Source organism: Pseudomonas sp. IT-P395 (genome assembly GCF_949767675.1).
Classification (GTDB): Bacteria; Pseudomonadota; Gammaproteobacteria; order Pseudomonadales; family Pseudomonadaceae; genus Aquipseudomonas.
The window spans coordinates 227,073-244,625 of the sequence record NZ_CATKPW010000060.1 but is presented as its reverse complement, the minus strand read 5'-3'; the positions used below and the strand labels follow the sequence as shown (position 1 = coordinate 244,625).

Sequence of the window (17,553 nt, the reverse complement as noted above, 5' to 3'; positions counted from 1 at the left end):
CTGTGGGATTTTTCATATCTGGCCGGATAATGCCTAACCTTTAGAGACACCCGCCCGTTTCGCTGGCAGAACCATGACCGAACTTGTGCTTACGCTCATCAGTGCTGCACTGCTCAACAACTTCGTGTTGCACTGGCCGCTGGGCGTCGATCCGCTGTTGGCGGGCAGTCGTCGTCAGGTGCATGCGTTGGGGCTGGCGACGTTGTGTCTGATGTTGATCACAGGCGTAGTGGGTTACGCGATCTGGCATTGGCTGCTGGTGCCGCTGCAACTTGAGTTCCTGCGCCTGTTCGTGTTTCTGCCGCTGAGCGTATTGCTGATCATGCCGCTGTTAAAGCTACTGGCGCGCTGGCTGCCAAAGTTGCCTTTTGACGGGTTATGGCCGCTGTTGCTGGGCAATGCCGGTGTACTGGGGCTGGTGCTGATCAACGCGCAAAACGATCGCGGTCTGCTGCAGACGACAGCGCTGAGCCTCGGTGCCGGACTGGGTTTCTGGCTGGTGCTGAGCCTGTTTCAGGATTTGCGTGAACGCACGACCGACAACGATATTCCCCTGCCCTTTCGCGGCTTGCCGATCGATCTGATCAGCGCCGGATTGATCGCAGTGATTTTTCTCGGATTCAGTGGACTGATCAAAACATGAGTCTGATTCAACGCATCGATGCCCTTCTGCCGCAGACTCAATGCGGCAAGTGCGGCCATCCCGGATGCAAGCCCTATGCACAAGGTATCGCCGAGGGCGAGCCGATCAACAAGTGCCCGCCGGGCGGTGACGAAACCATCGCCGCGCTGGCTGAACTGTTGAAAGTACCGGTGCTGGAACTGGACATCAGTCGCGGTTCGGCGCCGCCGCAAGTGGCGTTCATCCGTGAGGCCGAATGCATTGGCTGCACCAAGTGCATTCAGGCCTGCCCGATCGACGCGATTGTCGGCGCGGCGAAACTGATGCACACGGTGATCATTGACGAGTGCACCGGTTGCGATCTGTGTGTCGCACCATGCCCGGTCGATTGCATCGAAATGCACCCGCTGCCGCTCGGCACATTGCCGGTCGTGGGCGGTCTGGCCTTCAGTCTTGAAGAACAGCGCGCGCGCGCGGCCAAACGCGATCACGCGCGTCAACGCTTCGAGCGCCGAAACCAGCGCTTGCAACGCGAAGAACAACAGAAGCAGGCTGAGCGTGAAGCGCGGGCGAAACGGACGGTGCAACCTGAAGTGGCCGCAACCGATCCGGTACAGGCGGCACTGGAACGGGTGCGTGCGCAGAAAGCGGCGACCGCTGATGCGGCGCTGAAGAAAGCCAAGATCGATGTGGCGATGAGCCGTGCGCAATTGCACAAATCGTTGAAAGCCTTCGGCCATCCGCCGACATTTGAGCAGCAGACGCAACTGATCGTGTTGCAGCAGCAGTTCGAAGCAGCCGAACAGGCTCTGGCGAAACTTGAAAGCAACCCGGCGCCAGCGCCCATCGTGCCTGCCCCCGCCAAAGACGCCGATCTGAAACGGGCCAAGATCCAGTTGGCCATGCGTCGTGCTGAACTGAAAAAAGCCCAGACCGCCGAAGCGGCGCCCGAGCAGATCGCCGCGCTTGAGCAGGCATTGCGCGACGCCGAACAGGCCCTGCACGCCGCCGAAGCCACAAGCGATCAGTCGTTGCCTGACTTGGTGCGCGTCGAAAAACGTCCGATCGACAGCCAGCTTCGTCAGTTGAAAACCGAATTGGCCTACGCCCGTGCGGACCTCAACAAACTCGAACGACGCGCCGACACGCCCACCGAAATCCTCGAAAAGGCCCGCGTCCGCCTGCAAATCGCCGAGCGCCAGGTACAAGATCATGTCGCCCCTTGAGACACCGGACAATCGCCTGCAACAGGCGATGAAGCTGGTGCTGCTGGCCGCCTTGCCGGGGTTGCTGGCGCTGTTCTGGTGGTACGGCTGGGGCGTGCTGATCAATCTGCTGCTGGCGATCGTCGCCGCGCTGATGGTCGAGGCCGGCGTCGCACGTCTGCGTCAACAGCCCATCCAGCCAGCGTTGAGCGACGGCAGTGCGTTGGTCAGCGCAACATTGCTGGCGGCCGCCCTGCCACCTTATTGCCCCTGGTGGCTGACGGTGATGGCGGTTGCTTCGGGACTGCTGTTCGGCAAGCACATTTACGGCGGCGTCGGTAGAAATCCGTTCAATCCGGCGATGCTCGGGTTTGCCTTGATCATGGTGATGTTCCCGCAACCGATGACCCAATGGCCGGCCCATGGCCTGGATCTGACGGCAACGTTTCAACAGGTATTCGGCGCAGGTCAGGCGCCGGACGCTTGGGCGCAGGCCACGGTGCTGGACAGCCTGCGCACCAACAAGAGCCTGACCATGGACGAATTGTTCACCAGTAATCCGGCCTTCGGTCGCTTTGGCGGACACGGTGGGGAATGGGTGAATCTGGCGTTTCTCGCCGGCGGGTTGTTTTTGCTGCAGCGCCGGGTCTTCGGTTGGCATGCACCAGCAGGCATGCTCGGCAGTCTGTTTGTTGTCAGCCTGCTGTTCTGGAATGGCTCCGGGTCAGACTCTCAGGGTTCGCCGCTGCTCCACCTGCTCAGTGGCGCGACCATGCTGGGCGCGTTTTTCATCATCACTGAACCGGTCTCCGGCGCTAAAACCACGCTTGCCCGCCTGCTGTTCGGTGTCGGCGTCGGACTGCTGACTTATGCGATTCGCACCTGGGGGGGTTACCCGGATGGCGTGGCGTTTGCGGTGCTGCTGATGAACCTGTGCGTGCCAGCGCTGGAGCGGTTTGCCGCGAGTCGTCAGCCACAGGTGAGCACATGAACCGCGCGGCCAGCGCACTGACGTTATTGTTGTTGGCGGTGGTCGGCATTGGCGCGACGTACCTGCTGCAACGCAGCAGTGCACCGCAAATCGCTGCAGAGCAGCGCTGGGCCGACAGTCGCAAACTGCTCGACGTGCTTCCCGCTGACAGCTACGACAACCAACCGCTGGACCAGCCGATTACACTGACCGATACAGGTCTGAGCCATAGCACGCTCGCGGCTGGTTATCGTGCAACCAAGCATGGTCAAACCGTTGCAGTGTTGCTGCGTAACCAGACCGAGGGCTACGCCGGGGCCATTGAATTGCTGATTGCGATCGATGCCAACGGCAAGTTGCTCGGCGTGAAAACCCTCAAGCAAAACGAAACCCCGGCACTCGGCGGGCCGATTGGCGAATGGCCGAACCGCTGGCTTCAGGTTTTCACCGGCAAATCACGCGGTGAACCGAATGACACTGGCTGGGCACTGAAAAAAGATCAGGGGCAATTCGATCAAATGGCCGGGGCAACCATTACTTCGCGCGCGGCCATCAACGCGATCCACGATGCGTTGCGTTACTTTGACGAGCATCGAACGGCATTATTGGGGAGCGGAGCATGAACCTGTCCAACTCACTGATGCTGGTGCTATTGCTGGGCACCACCGTTTCTCTGGCCGGCGCATTGGGGACGATCTTGATGTTTGTCCTTGTGGTGGGCATTTATGCGTTGGGCATGTCACCGTTGCGCCCGCGCATGACAGAGGCGAGTGCCTTGCTGGCCGGTGTGCTGCTTGCTGCAACGTTAAGCAGTTGTGCAGATCTTCTGGCGCAACGCTGGTTTTTGGCGTGGCATCAGTCGTTCGGTCTCTATGGCGGATTGATCGCCTTGCAGTGCGTGGTGCTGGAGCACCACGGTTTCTTCGACCGACCGCTGGCCCAGCGCTTCAAACTTTGCGCATTGTTTGGCAGTTTGATGCTGGGGCTCGCGGCGCTGCGTGAACTCATCGGTCAGGGCAGCCTTGGCCGGGGGCTGTTCGAGCATGGTTCCGGTCTTGTTTTATTCGGCGCTGGGCTGCATCTGATAACGCTGTTGCCCGGCGCCTTTATTGTATTGGGTCTGCTGCTCGCGGCCCGTCAGGCGTGGAATCGCCCGAACTCGATATCCAAGGAAACGCATCGCTCATGAATGCAGCAAAACGTCTGGAGATTTTCCGCCGCCTGCACGAAGACAATCCGGAGCCAAAGACCGAACTGGCCTACTCCTCGCCGTTCGAGCTGTTGATCGCGGTGATTCTTTCGGCGCAGTCAACTGACGTCGGCGTCAACAAAGCCACGGCGAAGCTGTTTCCGGTGGCCAATACGCCGGCGGCGATCCATGCTTTAGGGGTCGAAGGTCTATCGGAATACATTAAAACGATCGGTCTCTACAACAGCAAGGCCAAGAACGTCATCGAAACCTGCCGCCTGCTGGTCGAACGCCATGGCAGTGTGGTTCCACAAACCCGTGAAGAGCTCGAAGCCTTGCCAGGAGTAGGCCGCAAGACCGCCAACGTCGTACTCAACACAGCGTTCCGCCAACTGACCATGGCCGTCGACACCCACATCTTTCGCGTCAGCAACCGCACCGGCATTGCACCGGGCAAAAATGTGGTTGAAGTGGAAAACAAGCTGATGAAATTTGTACCCAAGGAATTCCTGCTCGACTCTCATCACTGGCTGATTCTTCACGGTCGCTACGTGTGTCTGGCCCGCAAGCCACGGTGTGGGAGTTGCCGGATCGAAGACTTGTGCGAGTACAAAGACAAAACTTCTGACGATTGACCGGCTATTGGAATAATTGATAAGTCGATTGAAAAAATCTTTTTTACCCGCTGCAGGAATGTCGATATAAGGGGCGCCAAAGGCATTCTTAGCCGGGAGTTAGCTTATGAGTAGCGACAAAGAGCCACTGGATGTAGATGACGATATCGCTGCAGAAACTGATGACGCCGAACCTGTGGTCGAAGTCGCCAAAACCAATCTCAGCAAGCGCCGTACGATCGATAACCTGCTTGAGGAGCGCCGACTGCAAAAGCAATTGGCCGATTACGATTTTGATGACTGATACTTGAAAGCCTCCCGAACCGGAGGCTTTTCTCTTTGTGCGGCTAGCTGAGTTTGATCGGCCCATGACCCTGTCAGCCATCGATGGATTCAGACCAGACCATTACGCTGCGCCAATTCGATCAGATCAACCAGAGAACGCGCATTGAGCTTCAACAACAAGCGCGTCTTGTAGGTGCTCACGGTTTTGTTGCTCAAAAACATGCCATCGGCAATTTCCTTGTTGGTTTTGCCCCGCGCCAACTGCTGCAGCACCATCATCTCCCGACCGGACAGACGATCCACCATATCGGCTTCACTTGCATTGCCCAGACTGGTACGCACGGTATGCAGAGCCTGATTGGGAAAATAACTGTAGCCGGACAATACGGCCTTGATTGCGCTGAGTAACTCGGTCAAGTCCTGCTGTTTGCACACATAGCCGGCCGCACCCGATTGCATGCAGCGCATGGAAAAGTGCCCGGGAGCCTGGGAAGTCAGAACCAGTACTTTAATAGGCATGGCCGTTGAGGTCAGGCGTGCGATAACTTCCAGACCATCAAGTTTTGGTATTCCAATGTCCAGAATGACAATATCCGGCATTTGTTCTCTAGCAAGTTGTAACGCGTCCACACCGTTATCAGTTTCTGCGATGACTTCGTAGCCATGACGTTCCATCAGCATACGTACCGCAAGACGAATGACAGGGTGATCATCCACGATCAGCACTTTATTCATGGGCAAGTCCAGTTTCGCTGTTCGAATTTTTAGAACACGCACAATAGCCCAGTCACTTGCTCTATGGCATGCCAGTGTTAACACGCACTTGCATCGAGAGACATGCCCTACATCCATCGCGGATTAATCCTACAAAAAACCTCTACCCCTCTAAACATCCGACGCCGCATATGCTTTTGCCGGAGGAAAAATTTCTCTTTCAACCTGTTACGGACTACGACTACCGGTAAAAAACACACGCCTCGTCGCTGCAGTTCATTGTGCCCGAACGGCATTGGCGCCGGGGCATATGCGCGCGACTGAAAAATATCGGGATATTGGAAACACCTGGCAACAGCGGCCGCATCGGCATTATAACGTCGAGAAAAACATAAACACCTGAAACAAGATATTTATACCAAGCCCTATAATTTTGCTATAAAAATAAACACTGAAACACCACTAACTACATCCAGACAATACGAACTTATTAACCATGAGCAAGACCAGACCAAAGAGTACAAACATGCTAAAAATCAAAAAGAAGATTAGCAATCCAATGACCGTCATTGCCATATTTGCGGCCATTTCTGAAACATCAGCCGCCGTGTCTCTGCCTTTCCTTGACAACGAGGACAGGGAAATTTATGTGTGGTTCTTGATCAGCTTTCCATTTTATTTGTTATTTCTTTTCTTTATCACTTTGAACTTCAACTACCGCTCCCTCTATTCACCTTCCGATTTCGGCAAAGACAAGAACTTCCTGAAAGTAATCGATATCAATGATCGCGAGAACAAACGAAACACCTCGATGCAAGAACCTGTCACACCAGGTACATTCGGATTCTCCAGTTGTATCGTGCCGAGCGAATCGGGCACTGTCGAATGCAAAGACTCGTGCAAAGTACACAACGCACCTGACCCGCCTGCGGACATCAACGCAAAACCGAGCCTGATTGTTCAGCACAACATTCAGTTGCCCGCGTCGATCAGCAATCTCCATCTCATAGACGCCAGGGATGTCGATGCATCGAGAGAGTTAGCCACGATAGTGGAGAATATCCGCAACCTGGACAGGAAAACTGCCCGTGTGGTCGTCTTTCTTTCCAATCATGTGTCCGATGTTTTACTGACGCAAAATGCACTGCTGCAAATCAGGCACATAAAAAAAGGCTCTGGCAACACGCTGTGTATTGTTTATAACCTTTGCTCACAAGCGGTGACACTACTGGGGCGAGCATGAAGGCAGAGTCGTTGCCACACGTGCGAAAACCTGAACATGACCCGAACAGAAACCGCCAAAGAATCAAGCAAAAAGGGCGGCCTTGTCTCGATGACAAGGCCGCCCTTTTCATTGCACGTCAGTCTGCAACGCTTAGAACAGCTTGCGGCCCTTGTTGGCAGCAATGCGCATGCGCAGCGCGTTGAGCTTGATGAAGCCCGCAGCGTCAGCCTGATTGTAAGCACCGCCATCTTCTTCGAAGGTCGCGATGTTGGAATCGAACAGCGAATCGTCGGACTTGCGGCCAGTGACGATCACGTTGCCTTTGTACAACTTCAGGCGCACAACGCCGTTCACGTTGACCTGCGAAGCGTCGATCATCTGCTGCAGCATCAGACGCTCTGGGCTCCACCAGTAACCGGTGTAGATCAGGCTGGCGTATTTCGGCATCAGCTCGTCTTTGAGGTGAGCGACTTCGCGGTCCAGGGTGATCGATTCGATGGCGCGGTGAGCGCGCAGCATGATGGTGCCGCCCGGGGTTTCGTAGCAACCACGGGACTTCATGCCGACGTAACGGTTCTCGACGATGTCGAGACGGCCGATACCGTGGGCACCACCGATTTTGTTCAGTGTCGCCAGCACGGTGGCCGGAGTCATTTCGACGCCGTCCAGTGCAACGATGTCGCCGTTGCGGTAGGTCAGTTCCAGGTATTGCGCTTTGTCAGGAGCGTTCTCCGGGGAGACGGTCCATTTCCACATGTCTTCTTCGTGCTCGGTCCAGGTGTCTTCCAGCACGCCGCCTTCATAGGAGATGTGCAGCAGGTTGGCGTCCATCGAGTACGGAGACTTCTTCTTGCCGTGACGCTCGATCGGGATCGCGTGCTTCTCGGCGTAGTCCATCAGCTTCTCGCGGGACAGCAGGTCCCACTCACGCCAAGGGGCAATCACTTTAACGCCAGGCTTGAGTGCGTAGGCACCCAGTTCGAAACGCACCTGGTCGTTGCCTTTACCGGTAGCGCCATGGGAAATGGCGTCAGCGCCGGTTTCGTTGGCGATTTCGATCAGACGCTTGGCGATCAGCGGACGTGCGATGGAAGTACCCAGCAGGTACTCGCCTTCGTAAACGGTGTTGGCGCGAAACATCGGGAACACGAAATCACGCACGAATTCTTCGCGCAGATCGTCGATGTAGATTTCTTTGACGCCCATGGCCTGAGCCTTGGCGCGGGCCGGCTCGACCTCTTCGCCTTGACCGAGATCAGCGGTGAAGGTCACCACTTCACAGTTATAAGTATCCTGCAGCCACTTGAGGATCACCGAAGTGTCCAGGCCGCCGGAATACGCCAGAACGACCTTGTTTACGTCCGCCATGCCATCACTCCACGGGGTTCTACGGAAAGCCGAGGAGTCTACCGCTCAAACGCGATAATTTACAGAGGCGCGACAGCTTAAGACGACAAAGCGACAGAATCTGTCGACAGCGCGACGATGACCGGCGGGTCAGGAAGTCGCTGCAGTGCTGGCTGGGGTGCTCGCCTGAGGCGCTGGAGCGGTGGTTGGCGCCACGCGTGCAAGCTTCACCGCAACCCGACGGTTCTTCGCCCGGTTGGCCGCATTGGTGTTCGGAACCAATGGGTATTGTTCACCATGGAAACGTACTGTGATCTGCGATTCGGCGATGCCATTGGCCTTGAAGAAGTCGACCACTGCCAGCGCTCGGCGGCGCGACAGTTCACGGTTGGTCAGACGATTACCGCTGTTGTCGGAATGGCCATCGAGTTCGATGTGATTGACCGTCGGATCGGCCTTCATGAATTCGAGCATCACTTGCAGCTTGGCCTTGGCGGCGGCGTCCAGATCAACGCCTTCGCCGGGGAAGCCGATCTGCGATTGCTTGATCTGGTCGAAATTCTGCGGCAGCAATTTCGCTACACAGGTCTGATAGTCGTTAAACGCCTTGCTGAATTTCACCGGCAATAAACGCACTTCCGAGACACGGCCATCGCCAGACGCGCGACGCACGACCGGGCTCCGTCCGTCCAGCAGGCCGCTGATCAAACCGCCGGCCTGCGACTGCGAACTGCTGAACAGCACGTTGCCACTGCCAAGCCTCACAGAGCCGAGATTGATGTCACCACGACCCGGCTGCCAAGGCGCAGCCGCCGCCAGCAACGTCGCCGAACCGCCGCCAAGCATGGCGTTGTAGGCATTCAGACGAAATATCGCCTGCTCGCCGGCCTTGCGCACGAACTCACCCGAACCGAAATCGGTGATTGGCTGGGTCAGACGACATTCGAACTTGTCGCCGGCGACCGTCCACTCAATGTTCTCCAGACGGGTCTGGTACGTGAGCGCCATCGCGGGAAAGCTGGCAAACACACTGAGCAAGGCTAAATAACGCTGGCGCACGGGAGGCTCCATTGGCTTCTGAAACACAAAGACCGATTCACACTATGTTTACGGCATACCTACGGGATATCGGAAGGTTCCCGCAAAACTTGATAGCGAGTGCCTGCAAGAGTCTTTTCCGGTAGCATTCGCCTCAGTTTGACCCGCCTGGAATCCCCTCATGTCCGACCGCCTGACCCTGCTGCGTCCCGACGACTGGCACATTCATCTTCGCGATGGTGCCGTGTTGACCAATACCGTTGCCGATGTTGCGCGCACTTTTGGCCGCGCGATCATCATGCCCAACCTGGTACCTCCGGTGCGCAACGCCGCTGAAGCCGACGGCTATCGCCAGCGGATTCTCGCTGCCCGCCCGGCCGGCAGTCGCTTTGAGCCGCTGATGGTGCTGTACCTCACCGACCGCACCCAGCCCGAAGAAATTCGTGAAGCCAAGGCCAGTGGTTTTGTCTACGCCGCCAAGCTGTACCCGGCCGGCGCAACCACCAATTCCGACTCCGGCGTGACCAGCATCGACAAGATTCTGCCGGCGATCGAGGCCATGGCCGAAGTTGGCATGCCGCTGCTGATCCACGGTGAAGTCACCCGTGGCGACGTCGATGTGTTCGACCGCGAAAAGATTTTTATCGATGAGCACATGCGCCGCGTAGTCGAGCGCTTCCCGACGCTGAAAGTGGTGTTCGAACACATCACCACCGGCGACGCCGTGCAGTTCGTCACCGAGGCTTCGGCCAACGTCGGCGCGACCATCACTGCGCATCACCTGCTGTACAACCGCAACCACATGCTGGTGGGCGGGATTCGGCCGCACTTCTATTGCTTGCCGATCCTCAAGCGCAACACGCATCAGGAAGCCTTGCTCGATGCCGCCACCAGCGGCAGCGCGAAGTTCTTCCTCGGTACCGACTCGGCGCCGCACGCGCAGCACGCCAAGGAAGCCGCTTGCGGCTGCGCCGGCTGCTACACCGCGTACGCCGCCATCGAGATGTACGCCGAAGCCTTTGAACAGCGTAACGCGCTGGACAAGCTCGAGGCCTTCGCCAGCCTCAACGGTCCGCGTTTCTACGGCCTGCCGGCAAACACCGATCGCATCACCCTGGTCCGTGAAGAATGGACCGCCCCGACCAGCCTGCCATTCGGCGAGCTGACCGTTATCCCGCTGCGCGCCGGTGAAAAACTGCGCTGGCGCCTGCTGGAGGAACACGCGTGAGTGAAGACCATTTCGACGACGAACTGGACGGTCAAAGTGGCGGTGGCGGTTCCCGTCACCCGATGGCAGCACGCTTTCGCGGCTACCTGCCGGTTGTCGTCGACGTAGAAACCGGCGGCTTCAACTCGGCCACCGATGCGTTGCTGGAGATTGCCGCGACCACCATCGCCATGGATGAAAAGGGTTTTGTTTACCCGGATCACACTTACTTCTTCCGCGTTGAGCCGTTCGAAGGCGCCAACATCGAAGCAGCGGCGCTGGAGTTCACCGGAATCAAGCTCGATCACCCACTGCGCATGGCCGTCAGCGAAGAAACCGCGTTGACCGACATCTTCCGTGGCATTCGCAAAGCGTTGAAGGCCAATGGCTGCAAGCGCGCGATTCTGGTCGGCCACAACAGCAGCTTCGACCTTGGCTTCCTCAACGCGGCCGTTGCGCGGCTGGACATGAAGCGCAACCCGTTCCACCCGTTCTCCAGCTTCGACACCGCGACGCTGGCCGGTCTGGCATACGGTCAAACCGTACTGGCGAAAGCCTGTCAGGCTGCCGACATCGATTTCGACGGCCGTGAGGCGCACTCAGCGCGTTACGACACCGAGAAAACCGCTGAGCTGTTCTGCGGCATCGTCAACCGCTGGAAACAGATGGGCGGCTGGGAAGATTTCGACGACTGATCCTCGTTGAGTAAATCCCTCGCATAAAAAAAACCGGCCACTTGGGCCGGTTTTTTTGTTAATGCTTATAGAGCTTAAATTCTCGATCAATCCACACGACGTAAAACACCCGATGGTTCTTGTAACCCACCATCGCTACACGCTCGAAAGCCCGAAACACCAACAACCTGACATCACCTGTTAAAAAAGCAGGTATCCCCACTTTCAGGCTGTTTCTCGCAATTGTTTCACATCCATACCGATGCCTATGCTCCTTGCGCAATTCTCTCCAAGGCATCTTTCCCAGGATCCTGAGACGCTCAAGCATTTTCGACCGTTCGACGGCCTCACAATCCTGAATGCACCAGCCATTCTGCAAATACTCAAATGAGAAAACCGGAGGTCGGGCTTCCGATGAGTCCATTTCGATTGTGGACGTCCGTGCCGTTACTATCACCGCCGCATCGCGTTCCCTGCGTTTGAACTTGGCCATTTTTCAGTTCACCAAATGCTCCCGGAAATACTCCTGCATCTCGCAGGCGGGAATTTCTCGGCTGAACTCCCCTTCCTTGAAGTTTCTACGCCATGGAGCCTCTTCATGCGTCAACTGACGCAGTTTCCACGCCGAGAATTGGCCATAAACGTCGAACACTTCGTTGAGCAGAGTTTGTTGTTTGGTACTGAAAACATCGGGATTGAAATCACTTGGAGGAGGAATGGCACTCGATCCAAATTGGCTGAATCTTCGATACAGATCCGGAACCACTGGCCCGTGCATCCACGCTTCCAGCTTTTCAGGGAAGAGAGCCTCGCCATGGACTGCCAGACTGAACCCTTGCGCGTAATAAACCATTTTTTGAATCTTGAGATTGGAGATCTCGCCCTCATGCCCTTCCAGGCAGAGGAAATAATCCGCAACGTCCAAGCTACTCGGCATTTGAATCCCCTTCTGCATCATGCAATCCATTGCACCGTCCTTACTGAAGTGAGGCGCGATTCAGGCCAGGGTAATCGCCCTCTTCACCCGTTATCGCTTGACCATCACCCTATCCAACCACTGTTCAGTCATCCAGTATTTTTTCCCGGGCATTTGAAACAAATAATGCCAAGAGATTGCTGCTCACAATCCCGAGCATAAAAAAACCGGCCACTAGGGCCGGTTTTTTTGTACCTCGACGTTGCGCCTTACAGGGCAGCAGCGTTCTCGGTCAGGTAAGCAGCAACGCCTTCTGGCGAAGCGTTCATGCCTTTGTCGCCTTTTTTCCAGTTGGCAGGGCAGACTTCGCCGTGCTCTTCGTGGAATTGCAGAGCGTCGACCAGACGGATCAGCTCTTCCATGTTACGGCCCAGCGGCAGGTCGTTGATGATCTGCGAGCGGACAACGCCTTTGTCGTCGATCAGGAACGCGCCACGGAAAGCTACGCCGCCTTCGGATTCAACGTCGTAGGCCTTGGCGATGTCGTGCTTCATGTCGGCAGCCATGGTGTATTTCACCTGGCCGATGCCGCCATTGTTCACAGGCGTGTTGCGCCATGCGTTGTGAGTGAAGTGCGAGTCGATCGACACAGCGATCACTTCAACGTTGCGCGCCTTGAAGTCGGCCATGCGGTTGTCCAGAGCGATCAGCTCGGACGGGCAGACGAAGGTGAAGTCCAGTGGGTAGAAGAACACCAGGCCGTATTTGCCTTTGATGGCCGAGGACAGGGTGAAGCTGTCAACGATCTCGCCATTGCCGAGTACGGCCGGGACGGTGAAGTCAGGGGCTTGTTTGCCTACGAGTACGCTCATTGATATCTCCTGGTGTAAAAACTTGAAGTTCAGGGTCCGCGCCAGCCTGCCACCCTCAGGCGACAGCCCTGTGACACGAACCCCCTTCGCAAGGGCCGACCATCATACACTGCGAATTTGGCCTGTCCTTAACGGTTTTTCAAAGCAGGCGCAGAACGGCGCTGCATTTACGGGGCCAGGCAAATCGCCAGTAAATACCGTTCGTCAGTCATGGCTGTTAATCGGCTGAAGCGTTCCGAAAGCACTTTGACAATCATTCTCGTTAACATTAAGATCCATCGCAATTGAGTCACAACCAGCGACGGTTCTCACTTATGTATGTTTGTCTCTGCACTGGCGTCACCGACGGACAGATCCGCGAAGCGATCTATGAAGGTTGCTGCAGCTATAAAGAAGTTCGCCAGGCCACCGGCGTCGCCAGCCAATGCGGCAAATGTGCCTGCCTTGCCAAGGAAGTGGTCCGCGAAACCCTGACCAAGCTGCAAACCGCTCAGGCCGCGATCCCCTATCCGGTAGAATTTACTGCCGCGTAATAACACCCCATTTCAAAGAACCGGACTTATGTCCGGTTTTTTTATGCCTGTAAATCAATTGCTTAGCGTCCAGACGCGGAACACAAACATTCTTATTCCGATTAATTTTCATATATTATTCAATAACTTAGGTTTGACACTTATAAGTGCGAAGCTCAAACTCTGCCGTATATACAGCTATTACAGGGCAGGACTCCGATCATGAAAGGCGACATTACAGTCATCCAGCATCTCAACAAGATCCTTGCCAATGAGCTGGTCGCGATCAATCAGTACTTCCTGCATGCGCGCATGTACGAAGATTGGGGTCTGAACAAGCTCGGCAAGCACGAATACAAAGAATCCATCGACGAGATGAAGCACGCGGACAAGCTGATCAAGCGCATCCTGTTCCTCGAAGGCCTGCCGAACGTGCAGGACCTGGGCAAGCTGCACATCGGCGAGCACACCAAGGAAATGCTGGAGTGCGACCTGCGTATCGAGAAGACCGGCCATGCTGACCTGAAGACCGCGATCGCGCATTGCGAAACCGTTGGCGACTTCGGCAGCCGTGAACTGCTGGAAGACATTCTCGAATCCGAAGAAGAACATATCGACTGGCTGGAAACCCAACTGGGCCTGATCGATAAAGTCGGTCTTGAGAACTATCTGCAATCGCAGATGGGCGAAGAGTAGGAGCTGCCGCAGGCTGCGATCTTTTCAGATTGCACCGGCAACTTGCAGTAACTTTTCGAACGCACTAAAAAGCCCCGCCCTCTTTCGAGTGGCGGGGCTTTTTATTGGCTGAAGATCAGAAGATCGCAGCCTCGTTTCACTCGACAGCTCCTACAGAAGCAGCAGCTGTCGCATGAGACCTGGCCGATCAGGCTTCGGACTTGTTCGCCGCTGCCGCTTCAACAGCCGACTTGATGGTGGTTTGCAACGAACCGTCTGCAGCCATCTCGGTCATGATGTCGCTACCGCCGACCAGCTCACCGCCGACCCACAGTTGCGGGAAAGTCGGCCAGTTGGCGTATTTAGGCAGGTTGGCGCGGATTTCCGGGTTCTGCAGGATGTCCACGTACGCAAACTTTTCGCCGCAAGCCATGACAGCCTGCGCAGCTTTCGCGGAGAAGCCACACTGTGGGGCATTCGGCGAGCCTTTCATGTAAAGCAGAATGGTGTTGTTGGCAATCTGCTCTTTAATCGTTTCGATGATATCCATGGAGCACCTCGGCTGAACTTTCCGACTCATGGGTCGGCACGGTGACGCATTGTAACGGAATCCCGAGCGCCATGCTCGGTCTCCCCGACGGTCACATTCAGGCCGCCGCCACGGTCACCGGCACACCATTAAGTGCGGCGTTACCCGACAGCTCATCAAGCTGACACTCATCGGTCAGATCGTTTGCGCTAGACCCAGGCTGACTGCTGGCAATCGCCATTTGCACGCCCGGCCGCGCATGCCCCCAACCATGCGGCAGGCTGACCACGCCTTTCATCATGTCCAGACTGCCGAGCACCTCGACCTCGATCTGCCCCACCCGCGAGCTGACGCGAACCAACTGACCATCGTTAAGCCCACGGCTAGCGAGGTCATCCGGGTGCATCAGCAGTTGATGGCGCGGCTTGCCCTTCACCAGACGGTGATAGTTGTGCATCCACGAATTGTTGCTGCGTACGTGGCGGCGGCCGATCATCAACAGCTCATCGGCGGCTGGCGCCTGCAAGGCAGCGAAACGTGCAAGGTCAGCGAGAATCTCTGGCGGAGCGGCCTGCACTCGCTGATTCGGCGTTTTCAGCCGCGACGCCAGATTCGCTTTCAGCGCCCCCAGATCGATCCCGTGGGGATGATCGAACAATGTCGCCAACGAGAGTTTCTGCTCGGAGGCGTCACCGTACAGGCCCATGCGCAGGCCCATGTCGATCATCTTCGCCGGCGGCATGGTCGGTTTCAGTTCTTTACCGGTCTTCTCGGCGAAGGCCTTGGCCAGACCGACGAAGATCTCCCAGTCATGCAAAGCACCCTCAGGCTTGGCGAGGATCGCGCGGTTGAAGCGGGTGACGTTGCGCACCGCGAACAGATTGAAGGTGGTGTCGTAGTGATCATTCTCCAGCGCCGAGGTCGACGGCAGGATCAGATCGGCGTAGCGCGTGGTTTCGTTGATGTAGAGGTCAATGCTGACCATGAACTCCAGGCCGTCCAGCGCTTGCTCCAGTTGCCGCCCGTTCGGCGTCGACAACACCGGATTGCCGGCCACAGTGATCAGCGCACGGATCTGGCCGTCGCCTTCAGTGAGCATTTCTTCGGCCAGCGCCGAGACCGGCAACTCGCCGCCGTATTCAGGACGACCCGAGACACGGCTCTGCCATTTGTTGAAATGCCCGCCCGAAGTCGACGCCACCAGATCCACGGCCGGCTCGGTGCACAACGCGCCGCCAACCCGGTCGAGGTTGCCAGTGACCAGATTGATCAATTGCACGACCCAGTGACACAAGGTGCCAAAGGCTTGGGTTGAAACACCCATGCGCCCATAGCAAACCGCACTCGGCGCAGCAGCGAAGTCACGTGCCAATTGGCGGATCTGCTCGGCTGGCACGGCGCACAACGGACTCATCGCCTCCGCCGTGAACGCCGCCACCGCCGCGCGTACGTCGTCCAGACCATCAATCGGCAAATGACTGTCGCGGGTCAGCCCTTCGCTGAACAAGGTGTTGAGCACACCAAACAACAGCGCCGCATCGCCCCCCGGACGCACGAACAAATGCTGATCAGCCATCGCCGCCGTCTCACTGCGTCGTGGATCAACCACAACGACTTTACCGCCGCGCGCCTGGATTGCCTTTAAACGTTTCTCAACATCTGGCACGGTCATGATGCTGCCGTTGGAGGCCAGCGGATTGCCGCCGAGGATCAGCATGAAGTCGGTGTGATCGATGTCCGGAATCGGCAGCAGCAAGCCGTGGCCGTACATCAAGTAACTGCTCAAGTGGTGCGGCAACTGATCGACCGAGGTCGCCGAGAAGCGATTGCGCGTCTTCAGCAAACCGAGGAAATAATTGCTGTGGGTCATCAGCCCGTAGTTATGCACGCTCGGGTTGCCTTGATAGACCGCCACAGCGTTCTGGCCATGACGTTCCTGAATCGCCGCCAGTTTCTCGGCCACCAGCGCAAACGCTTCGTCCCACTCGATCGGCAGCCACTCGCTACCAACGCGACGCATTGGCTGGCGCAGGCGGTCCGGATCATTCTGGATGTCTTGCAGGGCCACGGCTTTGGGGCAGATGTGGCCACGGCCGAAGGTGTCGAGGGCATCACCCTTGATCGAGGTGATCGCAACATGGCCATCGGTTTCGGTGGTCTCGATGGTCAGCCCACAAATGGCTTCGCACAGGTGGCAGGCACGGTGATGGAGAGTCTTGGTCATGGCCAGTCTCTGTCTTGTTCTGGGCGGACAATCACGCCCGCGGGAACAAAACTATGGCCCCGGCGCCGTCCAGGCGCCAGCGACGTTCGTCTTGTGAATCGACGACTATCAGGAGAGCCGATAGATCGCCACGTTTAACTGGAAGGGAGCTGAGGCGGTGCCGCCAACTGGATTTCCTGAATGGTTTCGATCTGCTCGTGGGCGACATGGACGCCGGTCAGTTCGCCAATCAACCGCCAATGCTCGTCGAGCCCGGCGCTGATAGTCGCCATGCGATCAATCATGTGGCGGCCGGCACTCTTCACCACTTCGTCTTCGCTGCGCAGCAGTTCGAATGACATTGAAGTGACTGACGCGGTGAGATGAGTCAGAGAGCGAGCCGTGTGGCCCAACAGTTCCATTAACAGTTTTTCTTTCGATTCCATGCGGAGGCTTCCTGCGTCGCTCGAAACTTATTTATAACCCAGCACTTTGCTTTAGCAAATGTTTCAGCCCAAGCATCCGACCAAGTGATGGCATGGCGCCACGGTCGTAAACCGACCCAGTTGACCCAATCCCCGTCACGGCGCATTGCCAAGCCCCGCGAGGCCAGTGTACAAAGAGGCTCGCTGCTGTCCTGAACCCGACTTCAAATGCGTGACTGCTACATCCAGTGCGCCCTTCGATTTCCGCAAAAACCGTAGCCTATTGGAAAAACGCGACATTTAGTGTCAATATCGCGCCTTCCCCTATTTC

At 56.8% G+C, this 17,553-nt stretch carries 21 protein-coding genes; 12 read left to right on the top strand and 9 right to left on the bottom strand.

What is annotated here, in order from left to right; all coding sequences use genetic code 11:
- Positions 1-73: 73 nt before the first annotated feature.
- The 7 genes from ACM6IN_RS27730 to ACM6IN_RS27700 all read left to right on the top strand — a co-directional run bounded on the left by ACM6IN_RS27730 (position 74) and on the right by ACM6IN_RS27700 (position 4,904).
- A complete protein-coding gene (locus ACM6IN_RS27730) occupies positions 74-643 on the top strand; it encodes an electron transport complex protein RnfA (protein WP_414917066.1) in 570 nt (189 codons plus the stop codon).
- Positions 640-1,848 (top strand): electron transport complex subunit RsxB, encoded by a 1,209-nt coding sequence (rsxB, locus tag ACM6IN_RS27725; RefSeq protein ID WP_414917065.1) that lies wholly within the window; start codon positions 640-642, stop codon positions 1,846-1,848. Before ACM6IN_RS27730 ends, rsxB begins: the two co-directional genes overlap by 4 nt.
- Complete coding sequence (locus ACM6IN_RS27720) at positions 1,835-2,818, top strand: RnfABCDGE type electron transport complex subunit D (RefSeq protein ID WP_414917064.1); 984 nt, start codon at positions 1,835-1,837, stop codon at positions 2,816-2,818. The genes rsxB and ACM6IN_RS27720 overlap by 14 nt, the downstream gene beginning before the upstream one ends.
- The gene (locus ACM6IN_RS27715) at positions 2,815-3,420 is read left to right on the top strand and encodes an RnfABCDGE type electron transport complex subunit G (protein ID WP_414917063.1); all 606 of its coding nucleotides are present in this window, start codon (positions 2,815-2,817) and stop codon (positions 3,418-3,420) included. The genes ACM6IN_RS27720 and ACM6IN_RS27715 overlap by 4 nt, the downstream gene beginning before the upstream one ends.
- The gene (locus tag ACM6IN_RS27710; protein ID WP_414917062.1) at positions 3,417-3,986 is read left to right on the top strand and encodes an Rnf-Nqr domain containing protein; all 570 of its coding nucleotides are present in this window, start codon (positions 3,417-3,419) and stop codon (positions 3,984-3,986) included. The genes ACM6IN_RS27715 and ACM6IN_RS27710 overlap by 4 nt, the downstream gene beginning before the upstream one ends.
- Entirely contained in the window at positions 3,983-4,621 is a 639-nt protein-coding gene (nth, locus tag ACM6IN_RS27705; protein ID WP_007916652.1) for an endonuclease III, read from the top strand. Before ACM6IN_RS27710 ends, nth begins: the two co-directional genes overlap by 4 nt.
- 106 nt (positions 4,622-4,727) lie before the next feature.
- Positions 4,728-4,904 carry a PA3496 family putative envelope integrity protein gene (locus ACM6IN_RS27700; protein ID WP_007916654.1) on the top strand — a complete coding sequence of 59 codons (177 nt, stop codon included), beginning with the start codon at positions 4,728-4,730 and terminating at the stop codon, positions 4,902-4,904.
- Positions 4,905-4,993: 89 nt separating this feature from the next.
- Here the strand turns inward: ACM6IN_RS27700 and ACM6IN_RS27695 are convergent, their stop codons facing one another.
- Positions 4,994-5,620 (bottom strand): response regulator transcription factor, encoded by a 627-nt coding sequence (locus tag ACM6IN_RS27695; protein ID WP_007916656.1) that lies wholly within the window; start codon positions 5,618-5,620, stop codon positions 4,994-4,996.
- Between the two features lie 505 nt (positions 5,621-6,125).
- Between ACM6IN_RS27695 and ACM6IN_RS27690 the strand changes: the two genes are divergently transcribed.
- Entirely contained in the window at positions 6,126-6,842 is a 717-nt protein-coding gene (locus ACM6IN_RS27690) for a hypothetical protein (protein ID WP_123376498.1), read from the top strand.
- A gap of 132 nt (positions 6,843-6,974) precedes the next feature.
- Here the strand turns inward: ACM6IN_RS27690 and ACM6IN_RS27685 are convergent, their stop codons facing one another.
- Together ACM6IN_RS27685 and ACM6IN_RS27680 are read right to left on the bottom strand one after the other, a co-directional pair.
- Entirely contained in the window at positions 6,975-8,192 is a 1,218-nt protein-coding gene (locus tag ACM6IN_RS27685) for an argininosuccinate synthase (RefSeq protein ID WP_007916658.1), read from the bottom strand.
- A gap of 129 nt (positions 8,193-8,321) precedes the next feature.
- Entirely contained in the window at positions 8,322-9,230 is a 909-nt protein-coding gene (locus tag ACM6IN_RS27680) for a flagellar protein MotY (protein WP_007916659.1), read from the bottom strand.
- A 160-nt stretch (positions 9,231-9,390) separates the two neighbouring features.
- Here ACM6IN_RS27680 and pyrC point away from each other — a divergent pair, with 160 nt between their 5' ends.
- Together pyrC and rnt are read left to right on the top strand one after the other, a co-directional pair.
- Entirely contained in the window at positions 9,391-10,437 is a 1,047-nt protein-coding gene (gene pyrC / locus ACM6IN_RS27675; protein ID WP_414917061.1) for a dihydroorotase, read from the top strand.
- Positions 10,434-11,111: a ribonuclease T gene (gene rnt, locus ACM6IN_RS27670; protein WP_007916667.1), complete on the top strand. Its 678-nt coding sequence runs from the start codon at positions 10,434-10,436 to the stop codon at positions 11,109-11,111. The genes pyrC and rnt overlap by 4 nt, the downstream gene beginning before the upstream one ends.
- A gap of 58 nt (positions 11,112-11,169) precedes the next feature.
- On the opposite strand, the gene ACM6IN_RS27665 is transcribed toward rnt, so the two are convergent.
- The 3 genes from ACM6IN_RS27665 to ACM6IN_RS27655 all read right to left on the bottom strand — a co-directional run bounded on the left by ACM6IN_RS27665 (position 11,170) and on the right by ACM6IN_RS27655 (position 12,878).
- Positions 11,170-11,583, bottom strand: a complete 414-nt coding sequence (locus tag ACM6IN_RS27665) for a hypothetical protein (RefSeq protein WP_414917060.1) — start codon at positions 11,581-11,583, stop codon at positions 11,170-11,172.
- A gap of 3 nt (positions 11,584-11,586) precedes the next feature.
- Complete coding sequence (locus tag ACM6IN_RS27660) at positions 11,587-12,057, bottom strand: Panacea domain-containing protein (protein ID WP_007916669.1); 471 nt, start codon at positions 12,055-12,057, stop codon at positions 11,587-11,589.
- A gap of 218 nt (positions 12,058-12,275) precedes the next feature.
- Positions 12,276-12,878, bottom strand: coding sequence for a peroxiredoxin (locus ACM6IN_RS27655; RefSeq protein WP_003227723.1), 603 nt, complete (start codon positions 12,876-12,878; stop codon positions 12,276-12,278).
- A 314-nt stretch (positions 12,879-13,192) separates the two neighbouring features.
- On the opposite strand from ACM6IN_RS27655, the gene ACM6IN_RS27650 reads away from it, so the two are divergent.
- Positions 13,193-13,411 carry a bacterioferritin-associated ferredoxin gene (locus tag ACM6IN_RS27650; RefSeq protein ID WP_003227725.1) on the top strand — a complete coding sequence of 73 codons (219 nt, stop codon included), beginning with the start codon at positions 13,193-13,195 and terminating at the stop codon, positions 13,409-13,411.
- A gap of 201 nt (positions 13,412-13,612) precedes the next feature.
- On the top strand, positions 13,613-14,086 hold the full coding sequence (gene bfr / locus ACM6IN_RS27645) for a bacterioferritin (protein WP_007916671.1): 474 nt from the start codon (positions 13,613-13,615) through the stop codon (positions 14,084-14,086).
- Positions 14,087-14,273: 187 nt separating this feature from the next.
- Here bfr and grxD read toward each other — a convergent pair whose 3' ends face one another.
- The 3 genes from grxD to ACM6IN_RS27630 form a co-directional block, all read right to left on the bottom strand.
- A complete protein-coding gene (grxD, locus tag ACM6IN_RS27640; RefSeq protein WP_007916674.1) occupies positions 14,274-14,615 on the bottom strand; it encodes a Grx4 family monothiol glutaredoxin in 342 nt (113 codons plus the stop codon).
- Positions 14,616-14,712: 97 nt separating this feature from the next.
- Positions 14,713-16,818 (bottom strand): molybdopterin oxidoreductase family protein, encoded by a 2,106-nt coding sequence (locus ACM6IN_RS27635; RefSeq protein ID WP_414917059.1) that lies wholly within the window; start codon positions 16,816-16,818, stop codon positions 14,713-14,715.
- Between the two features lie 134 nt (positions 16,819-16,952).
- The gene (locus ACM6IN_RS27630) at positions 16,953-17,243 is read right to left on the bottom strand and encodes a hypothetical protein (protein WP_007916677.1); all 291 of its coding nucleotides are present in this window, start codon (positions 17,241-17,243) and stop codon (positions 16,953-16,955) included.
- Positions 17,244-17,553 lie beyond the last annotated feature (310 nt).

Bases quoted from the DNA above. Each gene is read 5' to 3' on its own strand.
- ACM6IN_RS27715 (WP_414917063.1), top strand. From the start codon at position 2,815: ATGAACCGCGCGGCCAGCGCACTGACGTTATTGTTGTTGGCGGTGGTC.
- ACM6IN_RS27700 (WP_007916654.1), top strand. From the start codon at position 4,728: ATGAGTAGCGACAAAGAGCCACTGGATGTAGATGACGATATCGCTGCA.
- ACM6IN_RS27730 (WP_414917066.1), top strand. From the start codon at position 74: ATGACCGAACTTGTGCTTACGCTCATCAGTGCTGCACTGCTCAACAAC.
- bfr (WP_007916671.1), top strand. From the start codon at position 13,613: ATGAAAGGCGACATTACAGTCATCCAGCATCTCAACAAGATCCTTGCC.
- ACM6IN_RS27695 (WP_007916656.1), bottom strand. From the start codon at position 5,620: ATGAATAAAGTGCTGATCGTGGATGATCACCCTGTCATTCGTCTTGCG.
- grxD (WP_007916674.1), bottom strand. From the start codon at position 14,615: ATGGATATCATCGAAACGATTAAAGAGCAGATTGCCAACAACACCATT.
- ACM6IN_RS27630 (WP_007916677.1), bottom strand. From the start codon at position 17,243: ATGGAATCGAAAGAAAAACTGTTAATGGAACTGTTGGGCCACACGGCT.
- ACM6IN_RS27635 (WP_414917059.1), bottom strand. From the start codon at position 16,818: ATGACCAAGACTCTCCATCACCGTGCCTGCCACCTGTGCGAAGCCATT.
- ACM6IN_RS27655 (WP_003227723.1), bottom strand. From the start codon at position 12,878: ATGAGCGTACTCGTAGGCAAACAAGCCCCTGACTTCACCGTCCCGGCC.
- ACM6IN_RS27665 (WP_414917060.1), bottom strand. From the start codon at position 11,583: ATGGCCAAGTTCAAACGCAGGGAACGCGATGCGGCGGTGATAGTAACG.
- ACM6IN_RS27660 (WP_007916669.1), bottom strand. From the start codon at position 12,057: ATGGATTGCATGATGCAGAAGGGGATTCAAATGCCGAGTAGCTTGGAC.
- pyrC (WP_414917061.1), top strand. From the start codon at position 9,391: ATGTCCGACCGCCTGACCCTGCTGCGTCCCGACGACTGGCACATTCAT.
- rsxB (WP_414917065.1), top strand. From the start codon at position 640: ATGAGTCTGATTCAACGCATCGATGCCCTTCTGCCGCAGACTCAATGC.
- ACM6IN_RS27685 (WP_007916658.1), bottom strand. From the start codon at position 8,192: ATGGCGGACGTAAACAAGGTCGTTCTGGCGTATTCCGGCGGCCTGGAC.
- nth (WP_007916652.1), top strand. From the start codon at position 3,983: ATGAATGCAGCAAAACGTCTGGAGATTTTCCGCCGCCTGCACGAAGAC.
- ACM6IN_RS27710 (WP_414917062.1), top strand. From the start codon at position 3,417: ATGAACCTGTCCAACTCACTGATGCTGGTGCTATTGCTGGGCACCACC.
- ACM6IN_RS27690 (WP_123376498.1), top strand. From the start codon at position 6,126: ATGCTAAAAATCAAAAAGAAGATTAGCAATCCAATGACCGTCATTGCC.
- ACM6IN_RS27720 (WP_414917064.1), top strand. From the start codon at position 1,835: ATGTCGCCCCTTGAGACACCGGACAATCGCCTGCAACAGGCGATGAAG.
- ACM6IN_RS27650 (WP_003227725.1), top strand. From the start codon at position 13,193: ATGTATGTTTGTCTCTGCACTGGCGTCACCGACGGACAGATCCGCGAA.